This window comes from Streptomyces aquilus, from assembly GCF_003955715.1.
Lineage (GTDB): Bacteria > Actinomycetota > Actinomycetes > Streptomycetales > Streptomycetaceae > Streptomyces > Streptomyces aquilus.
The window spans coordinates 7,642,016-7,664,999 of record NZ_CP034463.1 but is presented as its reverse complement, the minus strand read 5'-3'; the positions used below and the strand labels follow the sequence as shown (position 1 = coordinate 7,664,999).

Annotated in this window: 21 protein-coding genes and 1 riboswitch; of the genes, 10 read left to right on the top strand and 11 right to left on the bottom strand. The window is 70.2% G+C overall.

Going from position 1 to position 22,984, the window contains the following annotated elements; genetic code table 11:
• Positions 1-108 precede the first annotated feature (108 nt).
• Positions 109-390, top strand: coding sequence for an HPr family phosphocarrier protein (locus EJC51_RS35350; RefSeq protein WP_059198592.1), 282 nt, complete (start codon positions 109-111; stop codon positions 388-390).
• A gap of 147 nt (positions 391-537) precedes the next feature.
• On the opposite strand, the gene EJC51_RS35345 is transcribed toward EJC51_RS35350, so the two are convergent.
• From EJC51_RS35345 to EJC51_RS35330, 4 genes are all read right to left on the bottom strand, one after another.
• Positions 538-1,233, bottom strand: coding sequence for a GntR family transcriptional regulator (locus EJC51_RS35345; protein ID WP_126274764.1), 696 nt, complete (start codon positions 1,231-1,233; stop codon positions 538-540).
• 247 nt (positions 1,234-1,480) lie between these two features.
• A complete protein-coding gene (locus EJC51_RS35340; RefSeq protein WP_126274763.1) occupies positions 1,481-2,245 on the bottom strand; it encodes a M23 family metallopeptidase in 765 nt (254 codons plus the stop codon).
• 12 nt (positions 2,246-2,257) lie between these two features.
• A riboswitch (cyclic di-AMP (ydaO/yuaA leader) is annotated at positions 2,258-2,421 on the bottom strand.
• A 203-nt stretch (positions 2,422-2,624) separates the two neighbouring features.
• The gene (locus EJC51_RS35335) at positions 2,625-4,013 is read right to left on the bottom strand and encodes a M16 family metallopeptidase (protein WP_126274762.1); all 1,389 of its coding nucleotides are present in this window, start codon (positions 4,011-4,013) and stop codon (positions 2,625-2,627) included.
• Positions 4,010-5,404 (bottom strand): M16 family metallopeptidase, encoded by a 1,395-nt coding sequence (locus EJC51_RS35330; RefSeq protein ID WP_126274761.1) that lies wholly within the window; start codon positions 5,402-5,404, stop codon positions 4,010-4,012. Before EJC51_RS35330 ends, EJC51_RS35335 begins: the two co-directional genes overlap by 4 nt.
• A 317-nt stretch (positions 5,405-5,721) precedes the next feature.
• Here EJC51_RS35330 and EJC51_RS35325 point away from each other — a divergent pair, with 317 nt between their 5' ends.
• A complete protein-coding gene (locus tag EJC51_RS35325; protein WP_126274760.1) occupies positions 5,722-8,178 on the top strand; it encodes a DNA gyrase/topoisomerase IV subunit A in 2,457 nt (818 codons plus the stop codon).
• Here EJC51_RS35325 and EJC51_RS35320 read toward each other — a convergent pair.
• Positions 8,175-9,245 (bottom strand): CobW family GTP-binding protein, encoded by a 1,071-nt coding sequence (locus EJC51_RS35320; protein ID WP_244362979.1) that lies wholly within the window; start codon positions 9,243-9,245, stop codon positions 8,175-8,177. The genes EJC51_RS35325 and EJC51_RS35320 overlap by 4 nt on opposite strands.
• Before the next feature lie 391 nt (positions 9,246-9,636).
• Here EJC51_RS35320 and EJC51_RS35315 point away from each other — a divergent pair, with 391 nt between their 5' ends.
• The 3 genes from EJC51_RS35315 to EJC51_RS35305 all read left to right on the top strand — a co-directional run bounded on the left by EJC51_RS35315 (position 9,637) and on the right by EJC51_RS35305 (position 10,926).
• Positions 9,637-10,116 (top strand): DUF6082 family protein, encoded by a 480-nt coding sequence (locus tag EJC51_RS35315; RefSeq protein WP_341870688.1) that lies wholly within the window; start codon positions 9,637-9,639, stop codon positions 10,114-10,116.
• Between the two features lie 260 nt (positions 10,117-10,376).
• Positions 10,377-10,616 (top strand): hypothetical protein, encoded by a 240-nt coding sequence (locus EJC51_RS35310; RefSeq protein ID WP_179143384.1) that lies wholly within the window; start codon positions 10,377-10,379, stop codon positions 10,614-10,616.
• Positions 10,617-10,734: 118 nt separating this feature from the next.
• On the top strand, positions 10,735-10,926 hold the full coding sequence (locus EJC51_RS35305) for a hypothetical protein (protein ID WP_126274757.1): 192 nt from the start codon (positions 10,735-10,737) through the stop codon (positions 10,924-10,926).
• 68 nt (positions 10,927-10,994) lie between these two features.
• Here EJC51_RS35305 and EJC51_RS35300 read toward each other — a convergent pair whose 3' ends face one another.
• Complete coding sequence (locus tag EJC51_RS35300) at positions 10,995-12,161, bottom strand: citrate synthase/methylcitrate synthase (RefSeq protein WP_126274756.1); 1,167 nt, start codon at positions 12,159-12,161, stop codon at positions 10,995-10,997.
• 98 nt (positions 12,162-12,259) lie between these two features.
• Here EJC51_RS35300 and EJC51_RS35295 point away from each other — a divergent pair, with 98 nt between their 5' ends.
• The 4 genes from EJC51_RS35295 to EJC51_RS35280 all read left to right on the top strand — a co-directional run bounded on the left by EJC51_RS35295 (position 12,260) and on the right by EJC51_RS35280 (position 16,973).
• Positions 12,260-13,519 carry a citrate synthase gene (locus EJC51_RS35295; RefSeq protein ID WP_126274755.1) on the top strand — a complete coding sequence of 420 codons (1,260 nt, stop codon included), beginning with the start codon at positions 12,260-12,262 and terminating at the stop codon, positions 13,517-13,519.
• Positions 13,520-13,573: 54 nt separating this feature from the next.
• Positions 13,574-14,518 (top strand): sucrase ferredoxin, encoded by a 945-nt coding sequence (locus tag EJC51_RS35290; protein WP_126274754.1) that lies wholly within the window; start codon positions 13,574-13,576, stop codon positions 14,516-14,518.
• A gap of 110 nt (positions 14,519-14,628) precedes the next feature.
• Positions 14,629-16,293 (top strand): ATP-binding protein, encoded by a 1,665-nt coding sequence (locus EJC51_RS35285; RefSeq protein ID WP_425276816.1) that lies wholly within the window; start codon positions 14,629-14,631, stop codon positions 16,291-16,293.
• Positions 16,293-16,973 (top strand): response regulator, encoded by a 681-nt coding sequence (locus EJC51_RS35280; protein WP_126277257.1) that lies wholly within the window; start codon positions 16,293-16,295, stop codon positions 16,971-16,973. The genes EJC51_RS35285 and EJC51_RS35280 overlap by 1 nt, the downstream gene beginning before the upstream one ends.
• Positions 16,974-17,042: 69 nt before the next feature.
• Here the strand turns inward: EJC51_RS35280 and EJC51_RS35275 are convergent, their stop codons facing one another.
• Genes EJC51_RS35275 through EJC51_RS35265 form a run of 3 tightly spaced genes read right to left on the bottom strand, consistent with a single transcriptional unit; the run spans position 17,043 to position 19,828 of the window.
• On the bottom strand, positions 17,043-18,098 hold the full coding sequence (locus tag EJC51_RS35275; protein WP_126274752.1) for an ABC transporter substrate-binding protein: 1,056 nt from the start codon (positions 18,096-18,098) through the stop codon (positions 17,043-17,045).
• Positions 18,099-18,156: 58 nt separating this feature from the next.
• The gene (locus EJC51_RS35270) at positions 18,157-19,023 is read right to left on the bottom strand and encodes an ABC transporter permease (protein WP_126274751.1); all 867 of its coding nucleotides are present in this window, start codon (positions 19,021-19,023) and stop codon (positions 18,157-18,159) included.
• Positions 19,013-19,828, bottom strand: coding sequence for an ABC transporter ATP-binding protein (locus EJC51_RS35265; RefSeq protein WP_126274750.1), 816 nt, complete (start codon positions 19,826-19,828; stop codon positions 19,013-19,015). The genes EJC51_RS35270 and EJC51_RS35265 overlap by 11 nt, the downstream gene beginning before the upstream one ends.
• Positions 19,829-19,989: 161 nt before the next feature.
• On the opposite strand from EJC51_RS35265, the gene EJC51_RS35260 reads away from it, so the two are divergent.
• Entirely contained in the window at positions 19,990-20,682 is a 693-nt protein-coding gene (locus tag EJC51_RS35260; protein ID WP_126274749.1) for a response regulator, read from the top strand.
• 143 nt (positions 20,683-20,825) lie between these two features.
• On the opposite strand, the gene EJC51_RS35255 is transcribed toward EJC51_RS35260, so the two are convergent.
• Positions 20,826-22,418 carry a solute symporter family protein gene (locus EJC51_RS35255; RefSeq protein WP_126274748.1) on the bottom strand — a complete coding sequence of 531 codons (1,593 nt, stop codon included), beginning with the start codon at positions 22,416-22,418 and terminating at the stop codon, positions 20,826-20,828.
• Entirely contained in the window at positions 22,415-22,978 is a 564-nt protein-coding gene (locus EJC51_RS35250; RefSeq protein ID WP_126274747.1) for a DUF485 domain-containing protein, read from the bottom strand. Before EJC51_RS35250 ends, EJC51_RS35255 begins: the two co-directional genes overlap by 4 nt.
• Between the last annotated feature and the right edge of the window lie 6 nt (positions 22,979-22,984).

Sequence of the window (22,984 nt, the reverse complement as noted above, 5' to 3'; positions counted from 1 at the left end):
GCCGCGGTCCGACGACTCACCCCGGACGGGACGTACGACCCGATCCGGAGACACTTCACGTGTGGGAAACTGGTCTAGACAACCCTGAACACCGAAGGGCAGCATCACATGGCTGAGCGCCGCGTCAACGTCGGCTGGGCCGAGGGCCTCCACGCCCGCCCCGCTTCCATCTTCGTCCGGGCCACCACGGCCTCCGGTATCCCCGTGACGATCGCCAAGGCCGACGGCAACCCCGTCAACGCGGCCTCCATGCTGGCGGTCCTGGGCCTCGGCGCCCAGGGCGGCGAGGAGATCGTCCTCGCGTCGGACGCCGAGGGTGCGGACGCCGCCCTCGACCGTCTGGCGAAGCTGGTCTCCGAGGGGCTCGAGGAGCTTCCCGAGACCGTCTGATTTATCGGGCCGTATCGGGTCCGGCTGAATCACGGCACCGCTGAAGGGCTCGTCCGAGTTTATCGGGCGGGCCCTTTCGAATTCCCTCTCGCGGGCAGCAGAAATACTTCCCCGCGAATTACTGCTTCTTTGTATACGGCCCTCGTGTTAATGCCGCAGGCTCGGCATGTTTACGGGATGTTGCGAGTTCCTCACACGTTCGGGCCGATCTCCCGCGGCGCGGAATCGAAGGCGGTGCGCCGCGGTCGAGCGCTCGGTGTGCAGCGCGGTGACCGCACGCGCGCGTTCCGCGTCCCCGCGTGCCACGGCGTCGACGATCGCGCCGTGCTCCGCCCAGGACTCCACGGGGTTGGCGGGCGCCTCCACGGTGTACATCCAGGAGATCTTGTGGCGCAGCTGGGTCAGCATCGAGGTCAGGGCGGGGCTGCCGGAGGCCTGGGCGAGCGTCTCGTGGAACCAGCCGCCCAGGGAGCGCAGATCCTCGCTGTTGCCGCGCCTGGCCCGCTCCTGGCCCAGCCTGACCAGGCCACGCAGGACCTTCAGGTGCGCCTCGGTGCGCCGCTGGGCGGCCCGGGAGGCGCCGAGCGGCTCCAGGAGCATCCGCATCTCCAGCAGGTCGGCGGCCTCCTGCTCGGTCGGTTCGGCCACGCACGCGCCCGCGTGCCGCCGCGTCACCACGAAGCCCTCGGCCTCCAGCGTGCGCAGGGCCTCCCGGACGGGGACGCGGGAGACGCCGTAGCGGCGGGCGAGGAGTTCCTCGGTGAGGCGGCTGCCGCGCTCGTGGACACCGGAGACGATGTCGTCCCTGATCGCGGTGCATACCGAGTGCGCCGGAATACGCATGACCGACCTCCGCTTTAATCCCCGTGAAACGTCGACGATTGACGTGTGTTCAGTGACTCTATTGCAAGGAACGGGAATTTCCGATGGCGGACCGGAATCCATGGATATTTTTTGGACAGCGGGGTGCCGAAAACGGCGAAACCCCGGCTCGGTGAGCCGGGGTTCCGGGAGATCTTGCGGTCCGCCGTCGGACGGTCACACCGCGCTTCAGACGTTCACGCCGAGCCTCGGACGTTCACGCCGCGCTTCAGACGTTCACGCCGTGCGAGCGCAGGTAGGCGACGGGGTCGATGTCCGAGCCGTACTCCGGAGTCGTCCGGGCCTCGAAGTGCAGGTGCGGGCCGGTGACGTTGCCGGTCGCGCCGGACAGGCCGATCTGCTGGCCCGGGGTGACCGTCTGGCCGACCGAGACACCGATGGACGACAGGTGACCGTACTGGGTGTACGTGCCGTCGTTCATCTTGATCACGATGTTGTTGCCGTACGACCCGCCCCAACCGGCCTCGACGACCGTGCCGGAGCCGACCGCGTGGACGGAGGTGCCGCTGGCGGCGTGGAAGTCAACGCCGGTGTGGCTGCCGGAGGACCAGACGGCGCCGCCGGCCTTGTAGCCGGTGGAGATGTACGAGCCCGAGATCGGGGCGACATAGGTGTTGAGGCGCTTGCGCTCGGCGGCGGCGCGGGCGGCGCGCTCCTTGGCCTCGCGCTCCTTCTTGGCCTGGGCGGCGGCCTTCTTGCGGGCCAGCTCCTCGGCCTTCTTCTGAGCGGCCTCCTCGGCGGCCTGCTCCTGGGCGGCGGCCTGGGCGTCGATCTGGTCGGCGACCGAGTCGCCGATGGTGACGACCGGGATGAGTCCGGTCTGCTCGACCGCGGGCTCCGCGGCGAGGGCCGGGGCGGCGAGGGTGCCGATGACGCCGGTGGTGGTGAGGGCCGCGACCCCCGCCGCGCGGGCGGTGCTGCGCTTCATCCGGCTCGGGGCACGATGCTTCCCGGTGGGGCGCGTGAACGCCATGTGGAGGCTGATCCTTTCCTTCCCTCTCGCCTACCGGGTTAGCTGACGGGTTCGGAGCAGGAAGGTCTCCTACGGACCCCCTCGCTTCACGCGCGGGCGTCCGATTCACCCCAGGGACTGCATGGGTCCCCGGCTCCCCTGGCTCGCGCCGTACGGGGACTCGGCGATGACTGTCCGGTGCCGCGGGCGCGGCGCACTGCCTGACGGACAGCCCGGACGACGCTAAGCGGGGCGACTTTCAATCCCCAAACGGATCAGGCAATTTGTAGCGCATCCCACAGGGCAAACAGCCAACCAGCCTTCAATTCATTCCTTATTCGGACATTAAGGGGCCCTGGTGACGCTTCAGTCACCAGGGCCCCTTCACGCGCGCGTGCCTCTACTCGGCCGTCACCACGGTCACTTCACCGATACCGAGGGCCTCCACGGGCTCCTTGATGGCGGCCGCGTCGCCGACCAGGATCGTCACCAGGCGGTCCACCGGGAAGGCGTTGACGGCCGCCGCGGTGGCCTCGACGGTGCCGGTCGCGGCGAGCTGCCGGTACAGCGTGGCCTGGTAGTCGTCGGGCAGGTACTGCTCGACCTGGTCGGCCAGCGTGCTCGCCACGGCCGCCGCGGTCTCGTACTTGAGCGGGGCGACGCCGACGAGGTTCTGCACGGCGACGTCGCGCTCGGCGTCGGTGAGCCCCTCCGCGGCGAGGGTGCGCAGCACCGTCCACAGGTCGTCCAGCGCCGGACCGGTGTTGGGGGTGTCCACGGAGCCGCTGATGGCGAGCATCGCGGCACCGGTGCCGTCCGGGGCGGACCGGAGGACCTGCCCGAACGCCCGTACGCCGTAGGTGTAGCCCTTCTCCTCGCGCAGGACGCGGTCCAGACGGGAGGTGAGGGTGCCGCCGAGGCAGTACGTGCCGAGCACCTGCGCGGGCCACACGCGGTCGTGCCGGTCGGCGCCGATACGGCCGATCAGCAGCTGCGTCTGGACGGCGCCGGGGCGGTCCACGATGACGACCCGGCCGGTGTCGTCGGCGGTGATGGCGGGCACCGGGCGCGGCTCGGCCGCGGAGCCGGTCCAGGAGCCGAGGGTGTCGCCGAGCAGCCCGTCCAGGTCGACGTCGGTGAGGTCGCCGACGACCACGACGGTGCCGGTGGCCGGGCGGACGTGCTTCTCGTAGAAGGTGCGTACGGCGGCCGAGTCGATGTTCCGCACGGTCTCCTCGGTGCCCTGGCGGGGGCGCGACATGCGCAGGTCCGCCGGGAACAGCGTCCGGGAGAGCTCCTTGGCGGCCCGGCGCGAGGGGTTGGCCAGCTCGTGCGGGATCTCGTCGAGGCGGTTGGTGACGAGGCGCTCGACCTCGTCGTCCGCGAACGCGGGCGCCCTGAGGGCGTCGGCGAGCAGCCCGAGCGCCTTGGGCAGCCGGGAGACGGGGACTTCGAGGCTCAGACGGACGCCGGGGTGGTCGGCGTGCGCGTCGAGGGTGGCGCCGCAGCGCTCCAGCTCGGCGGCGAACTCCTCGGCGGAGTGCTTGTCGGTGCCCTCGGAGAACGCGCGCGCCATGATCGTGGCGACGCCGTCCAGGCCCGCCGGTTCGGCGTCCAGGGGGGCGTCGAGGAGGACCTCGACGGCGACGACCTGCTGGCCGGGGCGGTGGCAGCGCAGCACGGTGAGGCCGTTGTGCAGCGTCCCGCGCGTGGGGGCCGGGAACGCCCAGGGCTTGGCCTCGCCCGCCTGGGGCTGGGGGTGGAATTCCATCGTGGCGAGCTCGGTCACTTGGCCGCCTCCTCGTTCTTGTCGCCGGCTTCGACGGTGGCTTCGGCCTCGGGGTCCTCGGGCGGGTCCGCGTCCTCGGCGGCCTCCCCCGCGACGGGTTCGTAGACGAGCACCGCGCGGTTGTCCGGGCGCAGACGGGCCTTGGCGACCGCCTGGACCTCCTCGGCGGAGACCTCCAGGACGCGGTTGACGGCGGTGAGGGCGAGCTGCGGGTCGCCGAACAGGACCGCGTAGCGGCACAGTTCGTCGGCGCGGCCCGCGACGGTGCCGAGCCGGTCCAGCCACTCGCGCTCCAACTGGGCCTGGGCGCGCTCCATTTCCTCGTCCGTGGGGCCCTCCGCGGCGAACCGGGCGAGCTCCTCGTCGATGGCGGCCTCGATGACCGGCACCTCGACGTCACCGGACGTCTTCACGTCCAGCCAGCCCAGGGAGGGCGCTCCGGCCAGCCGCAGCAGCCCGAAGCCGGCGGCGACGGCCGTACGGTCGCGGCGCACGAGCCGGTTGTAGAGGCGGGAGGACTCGCCGCCACCGAGGACGGTCAGCGCCAGGTCGGCGGCGTCGGCCTCGCGCGTGCCGTCGTGCGGCAGCCGGTAGGCGGCCATCAACGCGCGCGCGGGGACCTCTTCCTCGACGACCTCGCGCAGCTGCTCGCCGATGATCTCGGGCAGCGAGCCGTCGCGCGGGGCGGGCTTGCCGTCGTGGGAGGCGATGGAGCCGAAGTACTTCTCCACCCAGGCGAGCGTCTGCTCGGGGTCGATGTCACCGACGACCGACAGCACCGCGTTGTTGGGCGCGTAGTACGTCCGGAAGAACGCACGCGCGTCCTCCAGGGTGGCCGCGTCCAGGTCGGCCATCGAGCCGATCGGGGTGTGGTGGTAGGGGTGGCCCTCCGGGTAGGCGAGGGCGGTGAGCTTCTCGAACGCCGTGCCGTAGGGGACGTTGTCGTAGCGCTGGCGGCGCTCGTTCTTCACCACGTCCCGCTGGTTCTCCATCGACTCGTCGTCGAGGGCGGCCAGCAGGGAGCCCATGCGGTCGGCCTCCAGCCAGAGGGCGAGCTCCAGCTGGTGGGCGGGCATGGTCTCGAAGTAGTTGGTCCGCTCGAAGCTGGTGGTGCCGTTGAGCGAGCCGCCCGCGCCCTGCACCAGCTCGAAGTGGCCGTTGCCCTTGACCTGGCCCGACCCCTGGAACATCAGGTGCTCGAAGAGGTGAGCGAGACCGGTACGCCCCTTGACCTCGTGGCGCGAGCCGACGTCGTACCAGAGGCACACCGCCGCGACCGGGGTCAGGTGGTCCTCGGAGAGCACCACGCGCAGCCCATTGGCCAGGCGGTGCTCCGTTGCTGTCAGGCCCCCGGTGCCTGCCTGGTCTGTGGCCGTGTGACCCATGGGCATGTACGTCCCTTCGATCGCGGTGCGGTTGCCGTAACCGCGTTTTTCTGCCGGTCCTGCCACTGTATGCAAGCGTGTGGGGCACCGGTGGAGTTCCCGGTGGTCGTACGCCGACAGCGAGATCCCGTAGCCTGCGCACGGGCCGCCGTGCGGCGCGGGTGAACCACCGGCAAGAGAGCTGACGTCGGGTCGTCGTCCGCGTTGTCAGTGCCGGGGTCCACAATGGTCCGCGTCAGATCCCGTTCACGCTTGAGCAAGAGTGAGCCGAAGGGACGCGAGCGACCCGTAGGCGAGCGACCAGAAAAGAGGAGCCGGCAGCGATGGCCCGCCGCACCACGAAGACCCCGCCGCCCGACGACTCGTACGAGGAGAAGATCCTCGACATCGACGTCGTCGACGAGATGCAGGGCTCCTTCCTCGAGTACGCGTACTCGGTCATCTACTCCCGAGCCCTGCCGGACGCCCGCGACGGTCTCAAGCCGGTGCACCGTCGCATCGTCTACCAGATGAACGAGATGGGGCTGCGTCCCGACCGCGGCTATGTGAAGTGCGCCCGCGTCGTCGGCGAGGTCATGGGTAAGTTGCACCCGCACGGCGACTCGTCGATCTACGACGCCCTGGTGCGCATGGCCCAGCCCTTCTCCATGCGTGTCCCCCTGGTCGACGGCCACGGCAACTTCGGCTCGCTGGGCAACGACGACCCGCCGGCCGCCATGCGCTACACCGAGTGCCGCCAGGCGCAGGCGACGAGCCTGATGACCGAGTCGATCGACGAGGACACGGTCGACTTCGCGCCCAACTACGACGGCCAGGAGCAGGAGCCGGTGGCCCTGCCCGCCGCCTTCCCGAACCTGCTGGTCAACGGCTCCTCGGGCATCGCGGTCGGTATGGCCACGAACATGCCGCCGCACAACCTCTCCGAGGTCATCGCGGCCGCCCGCCACCTGATCCGCTACCCGAACGCGGATCTGGACACCCTGATGAAGCACGTCCCCGGCCCCGACCTGCCCACGGGCGGCCGGATCGTCGGCCTCTCCGGCATCCGGGACGCGTACGAGACGGGCCGCGGCACCTTCAAGATCCGGGCGACGGTCTCGGTGGAGACGGTGACGGCCCGCCGCAAGGGTCTGGTCATCACCGAGCTGCCCTTCACGGTCGGCCCGGAGAAGGTCATCGCCAAGATCAAGGACCTGGTCGGCTCGAAGAAGATCCAGGGCATCGCCGACGTCAAGGACCTCACCGACCGTGCGCACGGCCTGCGTCTGGTCATCGAGATCAAGAACGGCTTCGTGCCGGAGGCGGTCCTGGAGCAGCTCTACAAGCTGACGCCCATGGAGGAGTCCTTCGGCATCAACAACGTCGCGCTGGTCGACGGCCAGCCGCTGACGCTGGGGCTGAAGGAGCTCCTGGAGGTCTACCTCGACCACCGCTTCGAGGTCGTCCGCCGCCGCAGCGAGTTCCGCCGCACCAAGCGCCGCGACCGCCTGCACCTGGTCGAGGGCCTGCTGACGGCGCTGGTCGACATCGACGAGGTCATCCGCCTCATCCGGCAGAGCGAGAACTCCGCGCAGGCCAAGGAACGCCTGATCGAGCGCTTCTCCCTGTCGGAGATCCAGACCCAGTACATCCTGGACACGCCGCTGCGCCGTCTCACCAAGTACGACCGCATCGAGCTGGAGTCCGAGAAGGACCGGCTCAACACGGAGATCGAGGAGCTGACCGCGATCCTCGACTCGGACGCGGAGCTGCGCAAGCTGGTCTCCGCCGAACTGGCCGCGGTGGCCAAGAAGTTCGGCACCGACCGGCGTACGGTCCTCCTGGAGTCGGCGGGCGCCCCCGCGGCCGCGGTGCCGCTTCAGGTGGCGGACGACCCGTGCCGGGTGCTGCTGTCCTCGACGGGTCTGCTGGCGCGGACGGCCAACGGCGAGCCGTTCCCGGAGGACGCCGACGGCAAGCGCGTCAAGCACGACGTGATCATCTCGGCGGTCCCGGCGACCGCGCGCGGCGAGATCGGCGCGGTGACGTCGGAGGGCCGCCTGCTGCGGATCAACGTCGTCGACCTGCCGCAACTGCCGGACACCGCATCCGCCCCGAACCTCTCCGGCGGAGCTCCCCTGTCGGAGTTCGTCTCCCTGGCCGACGGCGAGACGGTGGTCTGCCTGATCACCCTCGACGAGTCGTCCCCGGGCCTGGCGCTCGGCACGGAACAGGGCGTCGTGAAGCGTGTCGTCCCCGACTACCCCTCGAACAAGGAGGAGTTGGAGGTCATCACGCTCAAGGACGGCGACCGGATCGTCGGCGCGGTGGAACTCCGTACGGGCGACGAGGACCTGGTCTTCATCACGGACGACGCGCAACTGCTCCGCTACCAGGCCGCGCAGGTCCGCCCGCAGGGCCGTCCGGCCGGCGGCATGGCGGGCATCAAGCTCGCGGACGGCGCGAAGGTCATCTCCTTCACTGCGGTGGACCCGGCGGCGGACGCGGTGGTGTTCACGGTCGCGGGCTCGCGCGGCACCCTGGACGACTCGGTCCAGACGACGGCCAAGCTGACCCCGTTCGACCAGTACCCGCGCAAGGGCCGCGCGACCGGTGGCGTCCGCTGCCAGCGCTTCCTGAAGGGCGAGGACTGCCTGTCCTTCGCCTGGGCGGGCCCCGTCCCCGCGAAGGCGGCCCAGAAGAACGGCACCCCGGCCGACCTCCCGGAGATCGACCCGCGCCGGGACGGTTCGGGTGTGTCGCTGGCGAAGACGGTGTCGGTGGTGGCAGGACCGGTCTAGAGCCCGGGGTCCTCAGGGTCCTGCTCGTCGGGATTCTGTACGTACCGCAGGACGCCCCACATACCGTGCTCGTCGGCGGTGTGCGGGGCGTCGCTCCTGCACGCCTCCAGTTCCTTGCCGAGGGCGGGGGCGTCGATGCCGGAGCCGATGAGGACGAGCTGGGTGAGCCGGGGATCGCCCGCCCACGGCTCGGGATAGAACCGCAGGAACCGGCCGACGGCGTGCACGGCATACCGGTTGCGGACGTCGTGCGCCCCGAAGTCGACGTACCCCTTGATCCGGTACAGCCCCTCGGGCCGGCTGTCGAGGAACTGCATCAACCGGCGCGGGTCGAGCGGCACTTCGGAGACGAAGGAGAGGCTGTCGTAGGCGGTGTGCAGATGACCGGCGTGGCCCTCCGTGTCATCTCCGTCATGAAGGTCGTCGAAGGACAACTGCCCGACGCGCTCCTCGCTCGGCTTGCAGTCGAACAGGAACTCCGGGTCGATGCGCCCGTAGACGGCGGGTACGACGACGGCGGCGCGGTCGGCGAGGCCGTGGACCAGCCCGAGAACCCGGTCACGGTCGTCGGCGCGGTCGAGTTTGTTGACGACGACGAGGTCGGCGAGGGCGAGATGCCGGTCGAGCTCCGGGTGCTTCACGCGGGTGTCGTCGAACTCGGCGGCGTCGACGACCTCGACGAGCCCGCCGTAGACGATGCCGGGATGCTCGCTGGCGAGCAGCATGCGCACGAGTTCCTGCGGCTCGGCGAGCCCGCTGGCCTCGATGACGATGACGTCGATGCCGGCGTCGGGCCGGGCGAGTCGCTCCAGGTAGCTGTCGAGCTCGCTGGCGTCGACGGCACAGCACAGGCAGCCGTTGCCGAGGGAGACGGTCGAGTCCCCGAGGGCACCGGCCACCGCCATGGCATCGATCTCGATGGCGCCGAAGTCGTTGACGATCGCGCCGATGCGGCTGCCGCCGCTGCGGTGGAGGAGGTGGTTGAGGAGGGTGGTCTTGCCGGAACCCAGGAATCCGGCGAGGACGACGACCGGGATCTGCCGCTGACCGGGGCTCGGCTGACGCAACGTGCGACCTCCTTCGCGCTGGTACGCGCGCCGGATCGCGGTTCCGGCGCGCGTACGAGGTTTGAATGCCGGACCAGGATACGAGCCGGAAGAATCACCGCGAAGTGAACGATTGTTAGCAGCACTTGCGGGGCAGACGTTGGGCATGGCGCCGGTTCGTGCGACCCTCGCTTCCTTCCGTGCGCCTCCTCTCCGCCTCCCCCGCCGATCAGAGCCGCTCGGCACCCTGGGAGACGGCAAGCGCCGCCCACCGCTCGCCGGTCCCCAACAGTCGACCCGCACCCCGACGACCGGCGGACGGCCGCCTGATTCGGGGGTTGACATGGCCACACGGAAATCTGGGATACGCGGGCTGGTGGTGGCTGGGCTCGGTGCGGCTGCCGGTGTCCTCGTGACGACGGCGGCGCAGCACAACACCATCCAGGGGTTACGCATCCGCCTCGAGCACTTGGAGCAGGCAACGCAGTCGCGGCGCCAGACCAACTTCGCTCATCAGCAACGCCTTCACTGGGAGTTGCTGAGCAAGGCCATGGACGACCCCGATCTGGCCGAGGTGCTGGACGCCTACAACGGAACCGTCCCGCCCCGGAAGCAGCGGCAGTTCCTCTTCGCCAACGCCCTCTACACCAATGCGCTCTGCTACTACCGGATGGGCAACCTGACCCGCGAGGAGTTCTTCGGACATGCGCGGAGCATGCTCCAGATCCCCGTCTTCCGTGAGTACTGGTACGCGACGCGACCGCACAGGGCGACGCTGATCGACTCGTCCGACGAGGCCAAGATCGGGCGCATGGTCGATGACCTTCTGGTGCAGTTGGAGGAGGCAGACGCGGACGAGTGGTGGGTCGTCGGGTACCCGCCGAGCGAGTAGGACTTCTCCCCGGCGCAAAACCCGGCCCGGGCGCCACCCTCCCGGGCACTTCACACGGTTGGGCGGTAACAAAGCAATAAACGGTGACGTTTCCCCAGGTGCCAACAAGGTTGACTACTGCGCATCTCTCGGAATGGGCCTACCCCGCCGTACCACCGTCCACGCTGCTGGTTGTCGAGGCTGTGACCCCACCCGGGCCGCATCACAACGCACAGCATTCAATGCGCACCTGACTCGACACCAGAAGGAACACCAGAACAGTGAGCCGGATCATCCGTCGGATCGGTACCCCACCCATCGCCAGGGGGAGCACTACCGGTGCCAATTGCCCCGACATCTTCGAACTCTCCGACGGAAGGTTCGCGGTCATCGGCACGGACATCACGGACGAACTCGACGCAGAGCTTCCTGCCGACGCGTCCAGAGCCGACTACGAACGCATCGTCGTGGTCACCCGCGAGACCCTCATCCACGCCAAGGCTGACATTCCCGACGCATAGTCGCTGGGGGCAGTCCCCTCCCCCAGCGCGCTCACTTGCTCCGTCAGCCTGTGTTCGTTTGCCCTCGACGATCCCAGTGCCCTGCGGCTCCCTCCGCAGGGCACTTCGGGGCGGCAGCATGTCAGGACAGTGCTGCCCCGACATCTTCGACCTCAGTGACGGCAGCTTCGCCGTCGTGGGCAGAGAGGAGGCCATGGCGGAACTCGACTCCGAGCTGCCGCCGGACGCCTCGCGGGCGGACCACGAGCGCATCGTCGTCATCACCCGCGAAACCCTGATCGCGGCCAAGAAGGACGTCCCCGACGCGTGACCTCGCGCTCAGGCCGACAACGGGCTCGGCATCGTGCGGTGTCTAGCCCCCGCAGGCGCACGCGACCGTCACACCGTCGTCGGCACCGCCACCGGCGCCCCCGGCCCCACATACCGCGCCACCGGCCGGATGATCTTCGAGTCCTCCGCCTGTTCCAGGACGTTGGCGCTCCACCCCACCACCCGCCCCGCCGCGAACGTCGGCGTGAACATCTCGCGCGGCAGCCCGCACAGCTCCATGACCACGCCCGCGTAGAACTCGACGTTGGTGTGGAGTTCGCGGCCGGGCTTCAGTTCGGCCAGGATCGCCTCGACCTGCCGCTCCACCTCCACCGCGAAAGCGACGCGCGGCCCGCCGAACCCCTGGGCGATGTCGCGCAGCATCCGGGAGCGGGGGTCCTCGGTGCGGTAGATCGCGTGACCGAAGCCCATGATCCGCTCGCCGGCGAGGACGCGTTCACGGATCCAGGGATCGATGCGGTCGGGGGTTCCGATCGCGTCCAGCGTGTCCAGCGCACGACTGGGCGCCCCGCCGTGCAGCGGCCCGGACAGTGCCCCGACGGCGCCCACCAGACAGGCCGCCACATCCGCACCTGTTGACGTGATGACGCGCGCCGTGAAGGTTGATGCATTGAAGCCGTGGTCAATGGTTGAGATCAAGTATTGCTCGATCGCCCGGGCCTGCCGTGGTTCCGGTTCCGAACCGGTCAACATGTACAGGTAGTTGGCCGCGTACGACAGATCCTCGCGCGGCTCGACCGGCTCCAGTCCCTCCCCCAGCCGGTGCAGTGCGGTCAGCAAGGTGGGCACCGCGGCGGCCGCCACGATCGTGTCCCTGCGGCGCTCGTCCGCGTCGATGTCGTACACCGGCCGAAAGCCCTTCGCCGCCCCCAGCAGCGACAGCGCCGTGCGCATCCCGGCGAGCGGCCCGGAGCTCACCCCCGCGGCGGCGATGGCGGGCAGCGCCGTTCGGACGCCCTCCGGCAGCCGGCGCAGCGCCGCGGTCTCGGCGGCGAAAGCCGCGCTCCGCACGGTGTCCGGCAGTTCGCCGTGGACCAGGAGATGCCAGACGTCCTCGAAGCTGCGGGTCTGCGCGAGCTCGACGGCCGAGTACTGGCGGTAGTGATAGAAGCCCTCGATCCCTCGGACGTCACCGATCTCGGTGTCGGTGACGACGACGCCCGCGAGTCCTCGCGGTACGTCGACGAGGGTGGCTGCGGCCCTGTTGACGGACATGTTTCCTCCCTGGACTTGATTCGACTGTCGATGATTGACTGGCTAGCTGTCAATATTGATTGAATCAATATATAGTCCATACGGATACGGTGTGCCCCATGCGCGATCACGAACCCGCCCCCTCCCTCCACGGGGACCGGCGACTGAGCACCAAAGAGGCCGCAGAGCTGCTGGGCGTGAAGCCCGAGACCGTGTACGCCTATGTCAGCCGCGGTCAGCTCAGCAGCCGACGCGTGCCCGGTGGCCGCGGCAGCACCTTCGACGCCAAGGAGGTCGAGACCCTCGCCCGGCGCAACAAGCGTGAGAGCGGCGGCAGTTCGGGCTCCGGCGGCGAGCTGTCGGTACGGACCCGCATCACGCTCATCGACGCGGACCGGTACTACTTCCGGGGCGTGGACGCGACGGAGCTGGCCGCACGCCACTCCTACGAGGAGATCGCCGAGTGGCTCTGGACCGGGCGGATGCGGCCCGGTACGACGTTCAGCGCCCCCGACACCTCCGTCGCCGCCGCCCGCCGCGCCGTGGACGCCCTGCCCGAACACGCCTCGCCCACCGACCGGTTGCGGGTCGCGGCCATCGCCGCCGCGGCCGCGGACCCGCTGCGTTTCGACCTCTCCGAGGACGCCGTGCTCGGTACCGCGCGCATCCTCATCCCCACCCTGGTCGCCGCCCTGCCGCCGGTACGGATCGGTTACCGCGACGAGGGTTCGCTGGCCGAGCGGCTGTGGGCACGGCTCAGCCCCCGCGCCGCCGACGAGGCCTCCCTGCGCGTCCTGGACACGGCCCTGGGCCTGCTCGTCGACCACGACCTCGCCGCCTCCACGCTCGCGGTGCGCGTCGCGGCCTCCGCCCGCGCGCACGCCTACGCGGCCGTCTCCGCCGGGCTCGGCGTGCTCGAAGGTCCGCTGCACGGCGCGGCCAGCGGGCTCGCCCACCGGCTCCTCAACGACGTGCTCGAACAAGGCGACGCGGGTCCCGTCATCGCCGACGAACTGCGGGCCGGGCGCCGTATCCCCGGACTCGGTCACCGGCTCTACCGCGGCGAAGACCCACGCGCGCGTGCCCTGTTCGCCCTGCTGGAGGAGATCCCCCGGGCCGAACCCGCCCTCCTCGCGGCCCGCGACGTCGTCGCCACCACGGCCCGCCACACCCCGCTGCACGCCAACGTCGACCTGGCGCTCGCGGTGCTCACCGCCTCCTCGGGGATGCCCGCCACGGCCGGCGAGACGATCTTCGCCGTCGCCCGGACGGCGGGCTGGATCGCGCACGCCCTGGAGGAGTACGACGAGCGCCCGCTGCGCATGCGGCCGAGCGGGCTCTACGTCGGCGCCAAGCCCCCTCAGCCGCTCCCCGAGTAGCGCACCAGCGCGCCCGGAAGTCACTGTCGAGCAAGTCAGGTTAGGCTCACCTCTGTGAGTACGTGCTCAACCGTCTCCCGGGACCTCGACGAGCCCATCGCGGGCACCGCGGCCACCGCCAGGACCTGGCTGCTCCTGGAACAGCCCGGCCCCTGGGGCGCGCACGCGCTCACGTCGAGCCATCTGGACCCCGTGCTGGGCCGCGCTCTGGAGAAGGCGGCGAAGGGCACGGGCGTCCGGGTCGCCCTCATCCGCCGCCCCGGGCGGCACGCCGACTGCGGTACGCCGTCCGCCCGCCAGGTGTACGTGTCCCACACCGCCCCCGGAAGCGCCTGGCTGCGCAGCGCCACGATCCGCGATCCGGAGCGCCTGCTCGACCTGGACTTCGCCGCGCTCGGCGCCGGCGACCACCGCGCCTTCGACGCGGCGCTGGACGGACAGGCCCATACCGGCGCCCCGCTCGCCCTCGTCTGCACCAACGGCAAGCGCGACCGCTGCTGCGCCCTCCTGGGGCGGCCGCTCGCGGCCGAGCTGTCCAACTCCGGGGTCGAGGGCGTCTGGGAGGTCACCCATCTGGGTGGACATCGCTTCTCGCCGACGCTGCTCGTCCTTCCGTACGGCTACGCGTACGGCCGCGTCGGGGCCCACGCCGTCAAGGAGATCCTGCACAGCGCCCAGGACGGCCGGATCGTCGTGGCGGGGTGCCGCGGGAGCTCGGCCTGGGAGCGGCCGGGACAGGCCGCCGAGCTGGCCGTGCGTGCGGAGGCGGACGAACACGCCGCGGATGCGCTGGTGGTCGTACGGACGGAGGGCGCGGCACCGCGCTGGGAGGTGACCGTCGCCCACGTGGACGGGCGCCACTGGCGGGTCGTCGTGGCCCAGGGCGCGTCCCTGCCGCCCCGCGCGGAGAGCTGCGGGACGTCGGTGCTCGGCTCGCCCGCGCGGATGGACGTGATGGCGGTGCGGGAGTTGACTCGCCCCTCGGCCCTGGCGAGCTGAAGCAGCCGAACAACGTGGTCAAGGCCTCGTCCACCGATCAAGTGGGTTGATCAAGAGATCCACGCCACACCCCTACGGCAGCCCGCACCCCTCCGCGTACCGTCATGGGTATGAGCCGCCCCACTCCCCCCGCTCGACGCCTCCGCCTCGGGCTGCCGCGGCGGATGTTCTCGCAGGTGCTGCTGATGCAGCTCGCGATCGCCGCGGGAGTCACGGTGCTGGCGACCGGGCTGTTCCTCGCACCGCTCAGCAATCAGCTGGACGACCAGGCCATGCGCCGGGCCCTGGCCATCGCGCAGACGACCGCCGAGCAGCCGCAGATCGCGAAGGACCTGCAGACCACGCCCTACTCGGCGGACGGACCGGTGCAGAAGGAGGCCGAGCGGATCCGCAAAGCCACCAAGGCCGAGTACGTCGTGATCATGAACAAGGAAGGCGTCCGCTGGTCCCACACCGACCCGGAGGAGATCGGCGGGAAGGTGTCGACCGACCCCGCGCGGGCGCTCGCGGGCGAGGAGGTCATGGAGATCGACGAGGGCACCCTCGGCCGCTCGGCCCGCGGCAAGGTGCCCCTGCGCGACAGCGACGGGAACATCATCGGGGCCGTCTCGGTCGGCATCGCGTACGACAGCGTCCGGGCCCGCCTGATCCATGCCATCCCGGGCCTGCTCGCCTACGCCGGCGGCGCCCTGGCCGTCGGCGCGCTGGCCGCCTGGCTGATCTCCCGGCGGGTCCAGCGCCAGACCCGTGACCTGGCCTTCTCCGACATCTCGGCGCTGCTCGCGGAGCGCGAGGCGATGCTGCACGGCATCAGGGAGGGCGTCGTCGCCCTGGACCGCACCGGCCGCGTCCGGCTCCTCAACGACGAGGCACAGCGGCTGCTGGGCATCGGCGACGAGGCCGTGGGCCGCTCCCCCGACGAGGCGCTCGGCGCGGGCCGTACGGCCGACGTGCTGGCCGGCCGGGTGACGGGCACCGACCTGCTCACCGTCCGCGGCCAGCGGGTCCTGATCGCCAACCGCATGCCCACCGACGACGGCGGCGCCGTCGCGACCCTGCGCGACCGTACGGAACTGGAGCAGCTCGGCCGCGAACTCGACTCCACGCGCGGGCTGATCGACGCCCTGCGCGCCCAGGACCACGAGCACGCCAACCGCATGCACACGCTGCTCGGACTGCTCGAACTGGAGATGTACGACGACGCCGTGGAGTTCGTCGGAGAGGTGGTCGGCGACCACCGCGCCACCGCGGAGCAGGTCACCGAGAAGATCAAGGATCCGCTGCTCGCCGCGCTGCTGGTGGGCAAGGCGACCGTCGCCGCGGAGCGCGGGGTCGCCCTGTGGATCTCGGACCGCACACGGCTCCCGGACCGGCTGATCGACCCCAGGGGCATCGTCACGGTGGTCGGCAACCTGGTCGACAACGCGCTGGACGCCGTAGGAGGCAAGCCGCACGCGCGCGTGGAGGTGGAGTTGCGCGCCGAGGGCCGTACCGCCGTGCTCAGGGTGCGCGACACGGGGCCCGGCATTCCGGCGGAGCAGCGCGAACTGGTCTTCACCGAAGGGTGGTCCACGAAGGAGCCGCCCGCGCACGGCAAGCGCGGCATCGGGCTCTCCCTGGTGCGGCGGCTGGCCGAACGGCAGGGTGGCAGCGCCGCCGTGACCGAGGCGGACGGCGGGGGCGCGGAGTTCGTCGTCGTCCTGCCCGAGGCCCTGGCGGGGGACGATCTGGAGCCCGCGCTGACCGTTCCGGCCGCCCCCGAGGAGGAGTCGTGATGATCGAGGTCCTGGTCGTGGACGACGACACGCGGGTCGCGCGGGTCAACGCCGCCTACGTCGAGAAGGTCCCGGGCTTCCATGTGGCGGGCGAGGCGCACAGCGCGGCGGAGGCGCTGCGCCAGGTGGAGCTGCTGCCCCGTGTCGACCTGGTCCTCATGGACCACTACCTGCCCGACGAGACGGGTCTGTCGGTCGTCCAGGAGATGCGCCGCCGCGGCCACCAGACCGACGTGATCATGGTGACGGCGGCCCGGGACATCACGACCGTGCAGGCCGCGATGCGCCACGGCGCGCTCCAGTACCTGGTCAAGCCGTTCGCGTTCGCGGGGTTGCGCGCCAAGCTGGAGGCATACGCCGAGCTGCGCCGCACGCTCGACGGCGGGGGCGAGGCGGAGCAGGCGGAGGTGGACCGCATCTTCGGGGCACTGTCCACGCCGTCCGAGCCCGACCTGCCCAAGGGTCACTCCCCCACGACCGCGGAGCTCGTCCGGCAGTCCCTGATGAACGCGGAAGGGCCGTTGTCGGCCCAGGAGATCGCCGAGCGGACGGGGGTGAGCCGGCAGACCGCCCAGCGCTATCTGAAGCTCCTGGAGCGCACCGGACGGGCCCGGCTCACGCTCAAGTACGGCGACGCGGGCCGCCCGGAACACCGTTACGTGTGGGCGACCCGCGCCTGAGGGCACGGCCCGTGGGGGCGGGGGAAGGAACCGTGCCCTCCCTCTATACGGATGCCGGCGTCCCGGACTTCAGTCGGTGACCTTGTCCACGAACTCGGTCGTGTACGTCTTGTCGAGGTCGACGTCGGCCTTCTGGATGGCGGGGTTGAACGCCTTGAGCACCTTCTCGACGGTCTCGGGGCCGTTCTTGGGCATCACCCCGTCGTCCGTGAACATCGGCAAGGTGCTGTCGATGGCCGCGGCGTAGAGGACCTTGTTGCCCTGGGAGTAGTCGGCGGGCATCTTGTCGGCGATCTCGCTCGCGCTGTGCGTCGACATCCACTTGAGTGTCTTGACGAATGCATTGACCATCTTCTGGACGGTGTCCTTGTGTGCATTCACCCAGTCCGTCTGCATGTACAGACTTGACGACGGATACGGACCACCGAGCGCCGCCTGCGATCCCTCGGGCGTGCGCATGTCGAGGAGGACCTTGCCCGCCTTCTTGTCCAGGATCGTCGCGACGGTCGGGTCGGTCGTCATGCCGCCGTCGATCGCGCCCTGCTGGAGCGCCGAGATGAAGGTCGGTCCGGCGCCGACGGCGACCGGGGTGAACTCGCTGACCTTCACACCGTTCTTGACGGCGAGGTACTTGGTGAGGAAGTCGGTCGACGAGCCGAGGCCGGTGACGCCGAGCTTCTTCCCCTTGAAGTCCTTGGGCGAGGTGATGTCGTCCGCCTTCTTGGTGGAGACGATCTCCACCTCGCCGGGCGCGTGCGAGAACTGCACGACGGACTCCACGTGCTTGCCCTTCACCTGGAGATCGAGCGTGTGGTCGTAGAAGCCGACCGCGCCCTGGACCTGGCCGGAGACGAGCGCGGTCTCGGCCTGGACACCGGCGGGTTCGCTCAGCAGCTCCACGTCGAGGCCCTCGGCGTCGAAGTAGCCGAGCCGCTGGGTGAGCATCGCGGGCAGGTAGATGACCTTGTCCAGGCCGCCAACCATGATCTTGACCTTCGTCCCCTTGCCGTCGCCCTTGCTGCCGGAGGAGGCGGTACTGGCCGCGTCATTGGCGCAGGCGGTGAGCGAGGAGAGGGCGAGCAGGCCGGCGGCGGCCAGGGCGGAGTATCTGGCGGTCTTGCGCATGAGGGTTCACGTCCTTGTGAAGGGGAGGAGGCGAAGGGAGGAGCGGGGACGGCTCGGGTCAGCTGTCCGAACCCGTCGGCTTCCAGCGGAAGATGCGGCGCTCGGCGAAGGTGAGCAGCCCTTCGGCGACGAGCGCGACGACGGCGAGGATCACCATCGCGGCGTACACACCAGCCGCGTTGAACGTGCCCTGCGACTGCGCGACGAGCAGGCCGATGCCTTTCGTGGCGCCGATGTACTCGCCGACGATGGCGCCGATGAGGGCGAAGCCGAAGCTGACGTGGAGGCTGGTGAAGATCCACGAGGTCGCGGACGGGATGACCACCTGAAGCGTCACCCGCCGGTCGCTCGCGCCGAGGATGCGCGCGTTGGCGACGAGGTTGCGGTCGACCTCACGGGCGCCCTGGAAGGCGTTGAAGAACACCGGGAAGAAGACGAGCACGACCGCGGACGCGACCTTGGAGGCGGGACCGAGGCCGAACCAGATCACGAAGATGGGTGCGAGGACGATCCTCGGGATCGAGTTGAGCACCTTGATGTATGGACCAAGGACATCGGCGAGAAAGGTGATCCGCCCCAGAGCAATACCGAACACCACGCCGGCGGCCACCCCGAAGACCCAGCCGAGCAGCGCCTCGTGGAGCGTGTACCAGATCTGTTCGCCCAACGACCCGAGCGCGGTCCCGTGTGTCACCCAGGTCCAGATCTGGTCCCAGATCTTCGAGGGCATCGAGAAGTTGAACGGATCGATGACGTCGGCCCGCGCGAGCACCTCCCACAGCCCGAGGACCGTGACCAGGAGCAGCGTCCGCGAGGCCGCGACGACGATCTTGCGTCTGCGGGCGGCACGCGCGCGTGAATGGGCGCGGTCCGGTGGCGTCTTGGCCGTGTCGACGACCGGCGTGCTGAGAACCTCAGGCGACATGAGCGGCACCCCTCTCGCGCGTGATGCGGACCTCTTCGCCGAGGGACTCCCAGATCTCGCGGTAGATCTCGATGAACCGCGGCTCCAGGCGCACCGACTCGACCTTGCGCGGACGCGGCAGGTCGATGTCGAACACGTGCTTGACGGTGGCCGGCCCGGCTGTCATCACGACGACCCGGTCGGCCAGCGCGATGGACTCCTCCAGGTCGTGGGTGACGAACACGACGGAGGCGCCGGTGCCCTCCCACAGCTCCAGCAGTTCGTCCGACATCAGGGCCCGGGTCTGCACGTCGAGCGCCGAGAACGGCTCGTCCATCAGCAGGATCTCGGGGTCGTTGACGAAGGTCGCGGCGAGTGCGACGCGCTTGCGCTGCCCGCCGGACAGCTGATGTGGATAGCGGTCCTCGAAGGCCGACAGCCCGACCCGGGCCAGCCACTCACGCGCCTTCCGCTTCGCCTCCGCCTTCGGCACACCGCGAAACCGCGGGCCCGCCATCACATTGGACAGGACCGTGCGCCAGGGAAAAGTGGCGTCCTGCTGGAAGACGAACCCGACCTTGTCCCCCACGCCGCGGACCGGTTCCCCGGCGACCACGACCTCGCCGTCGGTGGGTTCTTCAAGGCCGCTGACCAGGGTCAACGTGGTCGACTTGCCGCAGCCGGTGGGGCCGACGACGGCCACGAACTCGCCACGCCGGACCGTGAGATCTAGTCCCCGGACCGCCGTGTGCAGGCCCCCCGAGGGGGTCCTGAACGTCTTGCTCGCGCCCCGCAGCTCGATGGCGGGGCTGGTGTCTGCGCTCATGGCCGGGGACGGTAGGTGCGACCCGGGTCACAGCATCAGCCTTCTGAGCGCATGCCGTTCTTTTGCTTGCAGCAGCCTGTTGTGCTCGTTTTGCGCGCGCTACAACAGCGGAGCCGAAACACGGGCTTAACGCCCGCCTGGCCTTGACAGAAAGAGGCCCGATGATTGACGTCCTGGTCGTGGACGACGACTTCCGCGTTGCCGAGATCAACGCCAAGTACGTGGGAAAGGTTCCCGGTTTCCGGGTCGCCGCCCGCGCCCACACCGCCGCGCAGGCCCTGGCGACCGTCCAGCGCGGCACCATCGACCTGGTCCTGCTCGACCACTACCTGCCCGACCAGACGGGCCTCGAACTCGTGCACCGCATGCGGGAACAGGGCCACGGCACCGACGTCATCATGATCACCGCCGCGGGCGATGTCACGACCGTCCAGACCGCGATGCGCCTGGGCGCCCTGCACTACCTGGTCAAACCGTTCACCTTCGCCGCGCTGCGCTCCCGCCTCGACTCCTACGCCGCCCTGCGCCGCACCGTCGACCGCGTCGGCGGCCGCGGCATCGCCGGCCAGGAACAGGTCGACCGGATCTTCGGCGCCCTGCGCACCATGCCCGCCCCGCCCTCACCGGGCCTGCCGAGCGGCCACTCGGAACCGACGACCGACCTCATCTGCCACGTCCTCCACCACGCCGACCATCCCCTGTCCGCCCACGAGGTCGCCGCCGAGACGGGCCTGAGCCGGTCCACCGCCCAGCGCTACCTCCGCCACCTCGAACAGGCCGGCCGCCTCCGCCTCTCCCTCAAGTACGGCGACACGGGCCGCCCGGAACACCGGTACGCGTGGGTGGCACCGTAGGCGTACGACTGCGGGTTCGACGGTCGTACGAGGATGAGGACGCCGTACGAGGATGACGGCGCCGTACGAGGATGACGGCGTGGTACGCCGATGAGGGCGCCGTACGCCGATGGAGACCCGGTACGCCGATGGCGGCGCCGCCTCTACGCCGCCCCTGCCCCCGTCAGCGACCGCACCTCGGTCTCCGCGTGCTTGGCCTCGTCCGCCACCTCAGTCGAGGTGACCGTGCCGAGCCAGCCGGCGACGAAGCCCAGCGGGATCGAGACGAGGCCGGGGTTCTGCAGCGGGAAGTACTGGAAGTCGACCCCCGGGAACAGCGATTCCGGGCTGCCCGACACCACCGGTGACAGCAGCACGAGCACCATGGCCGGGATCAGCCCGCCGTACACCGCCCAGACCGCGCCACGGGTGGTGAAGCCGCGCCAGAAGAGCGAGTACAGCAGCACCGGCAGGTTGGCCGACGCCGCGACCGCGAAGGCGAGGCCCACCAGGAAGGCGACGTTGAGATCCCGGGCCAGCAGACCGAGGGCGATCGCGACCACGCCGATACCCACGGCGGCGACCCGTGCCACGGCGACCTCGCTGCGGGGCTTGGCGTCCCTGCGCCGCAGGGAGGCGTACAGGTCGTGGGCCACGGACGCCGAGGAGGCCAGGGTGATGCCGGCGACCACGGCCAGGATCGTGGCGAAGGCGACGGCGGCGACGATCGCGAACAGAACCGTTCCACCTGTGGAGTCCGCGCCGCCGCCCAGGTCGAGGGCCAGCAACGGCACGGCCGTGTTCCCGGCCGCGTTGGACCCGCGCACCGCTTCCGGTCCCACGATCGCGGCCGCTCCGAAGCCGAGGACGATCGTCATCAGGTAGAAGCCGCCGATGAGCCCGATCGACCACACCACCGAACGACGCGCCGCCCGCGCGGTCGGAACGGTGTAGAAGCGCGACAGGATGTGCGGCAGCCCCGCCGTGCCGAGAACGAGGGCGAGCCCCAGGCTGATGAAGTCGAAGCGCGCCGTCCAGTCCCCGCCGTACTTCAGGCCGGGCGCCAGGAACTTCTCGCCATGCCCGCTGCGTTCGGCCGCGCTGAGCAGCAGTTGGTCGAAGTCGCCATGGAAGCGCACCAGGACGAGCACGGTCAGTGCGATGGTGCCGCCGAGGAGCATGACCGCCTTCACGATCTGGATCCAGGTGGTGGCCCGCATCCCTCCCAACGACACATAGATCACCATGAGCGCGCCGACGCCGATGACGGTCCACGTCTGTGCCGCCTCGCCGGTGCCACCGAGCAGCAGAGCCACCAGGCTCCCCGCACCCACCATCTGCGCCACCAGATACAGAACGGACACGGTGACCGAGGAGGTTCCCGCCGCGATACGCACCGGCCGCTCGTTCATCCGCGCGGCCACCACGTCGGCCAGCGTGAACCGCCCGCAGTTGCGCACCAGCTCCGCGACGAGGAAGAGCACCACCAGCCACGCCACCAGGAAGCCCACCGAGTACAGCATCCCGTCGTACCCGAAGAGCGCGATCAGCCCGGAGATGCCCAGGAACGACGCCGCCGACATGTAGTCGCCCGCGATGGCAAAACCATTCTCCATCGGTGAGAACAACCGCCCGCCCGCGTAGAACTCCTCCGCCGAGCCATGCCGGTTACGGCTCACCCATGTCGTGATCGCCAGCGTGACCGCGACGAACACGCTGAACAGCAGCAGCGCCAGCGTCTGATGATCGCCGGTCACGACGCACCACCCCGGATCCCGCGCGTCAGCTCCTGGGTGTCCCAGCGCAGCTCCAACGCGGCCCGGTCCCTGCGCAGCCGGGCATGCCGGGCGTACGCCCAGGTCAGCAGGAACGTGGTGAGGAACTGGCCGAGCCCCGCGACCATCGCCACGTTCACCGCGCCCGCCACCGGCCGGGCCATCAGACCGGGCGCGGTCGTCGCGGTCACGACGTACCCCACGTACCAGCCGAAGAACCCGATGAACGCCGGCACCACGAAACGCCGATACCGACTGCGCACCTCCTGGAACGCCGCACTGCGCTGCACCTGGAGATACACATCCGCAGCCGCGTCCACCCGCTCCGTACGCCCTGCCTCGACGGCCGACAACGGGATGGCCGCACCACCCCCGACGCCGGTCGATTCGCCCCAGCCGGAGGCGAGGGCGTCGTACCAGGGATCGTCGTACCTCACGGCCGCGGGCGCGTCGAGGTGGGCCGGGTCGAACCCGTCGTGGTTTTCGGCCGCGCTTTCGGGACCACCCCTGCCGCCGCGGGGCCGACCATTGCTTGACTGCATGCCCAA

Coding starts and splice junctions, on each gene's coding strand:
- EJC51_RS35350 (WP_059198592.1), top strand. CDS start 109: ATGGCTGAGCGCCGCGTCAACGTCGGCTGGGCCGAGGGCCTCCACGCC.
- EJC51_RS35345 (WP_126274764.1), bottom strand. CDS start 1,233: ATGCGTATTCCGGCGCACTCGGTATGCACCGCGATCAGGGACGACATC.
- EJC51_RS35340 (WP_126274763.1), bottom strand. CDS start 2,245: ATGGCGTTCACGCGCCCCACCGGGAAGCATCGTGCCCCGAGCCGGATG.
- EJC51_RS35330 (WP_126274761.1), bottom strand. CDS start 5,404: ATGCCCATGGGTCACACGGCCACAGACCAGGCAGGCACCGGGGGCCTG.
- EJC51_RS35325 (WP_126274760.1), top strand. CDS start 5,722: ATGGCCCGCCGCACCACGAAGACCCCGCCGCCCGACGACTCGTACGAG.
- EJC51_RS35305 (WP_126274757.1), top strand. CDS start 10,735: ATGTCAGGACAGTGCTGCCCCGACATCTTCGACCTCAGTGACGGCAGC.
- EJC51_RS35300 (WP_126274756.1), bottom strand. CDS start 12,161: ATGTCCGTCAACAGGGCCGCAGCCACCCTCGTCGACGTACCGCGAGGA.
- EJC51_RS35295 (WP_126274755.1), top strand. CDS start 12,260: ATGCGCGATCACGAACCCGCCCCCTCCCTCCACGGGGACCGGCGACTG.
- EJC51_RS35285 (WP_425276816.1), top strand. CDS start 14,629: ATGAGCCGCCCCACTCCCCCCGCTCGACGCCTCCGCCTCGGGCTGCCG.
- EJC51_RS35280 (WP_126277257.1), top strand. CDS start 16,293: ATGATCGAGGTCCTGGTCGTGGACGACGACACGCGGGTCGCGCGGGTC.
- EJC51_RS35275 (WP_126274752.1), bottom strand. CDS start 18,098: ATGCGCAAGACCGCCAGATACTCCGCCCTGGCCGCCGCCGGCCTGCTC.
- EJC51_RS35270 (WP_126274751.1), bottom strand. CDS start 19,023: ATGTCGCCTGAGGTTCTCAGCACGCCGGTCGTCGACACGGCCAAGACG.
- EJC51_RS35265 (WP_126274750.1), bottom strand. CDS start 19,828: ATGAGCGCAGACACCAGCCCCGCCATCGAGCTGCGGGGCGCGAGCAAG.
- EJC51_RS35260 (WP_126274749.1), top strand. CDS start 19,990: ATGATTGACGTCCTGGTCGTGGACGACGACTTCCGCGTTGCCGAGATC.
- EJC51_RS35250 (WP_126274747.1), bottom strand. CDS start 22,978: ATGCAGTCAAGCAATGGTCGGCCCCGCGGCGGCAGGGGTGGTCCCGAA.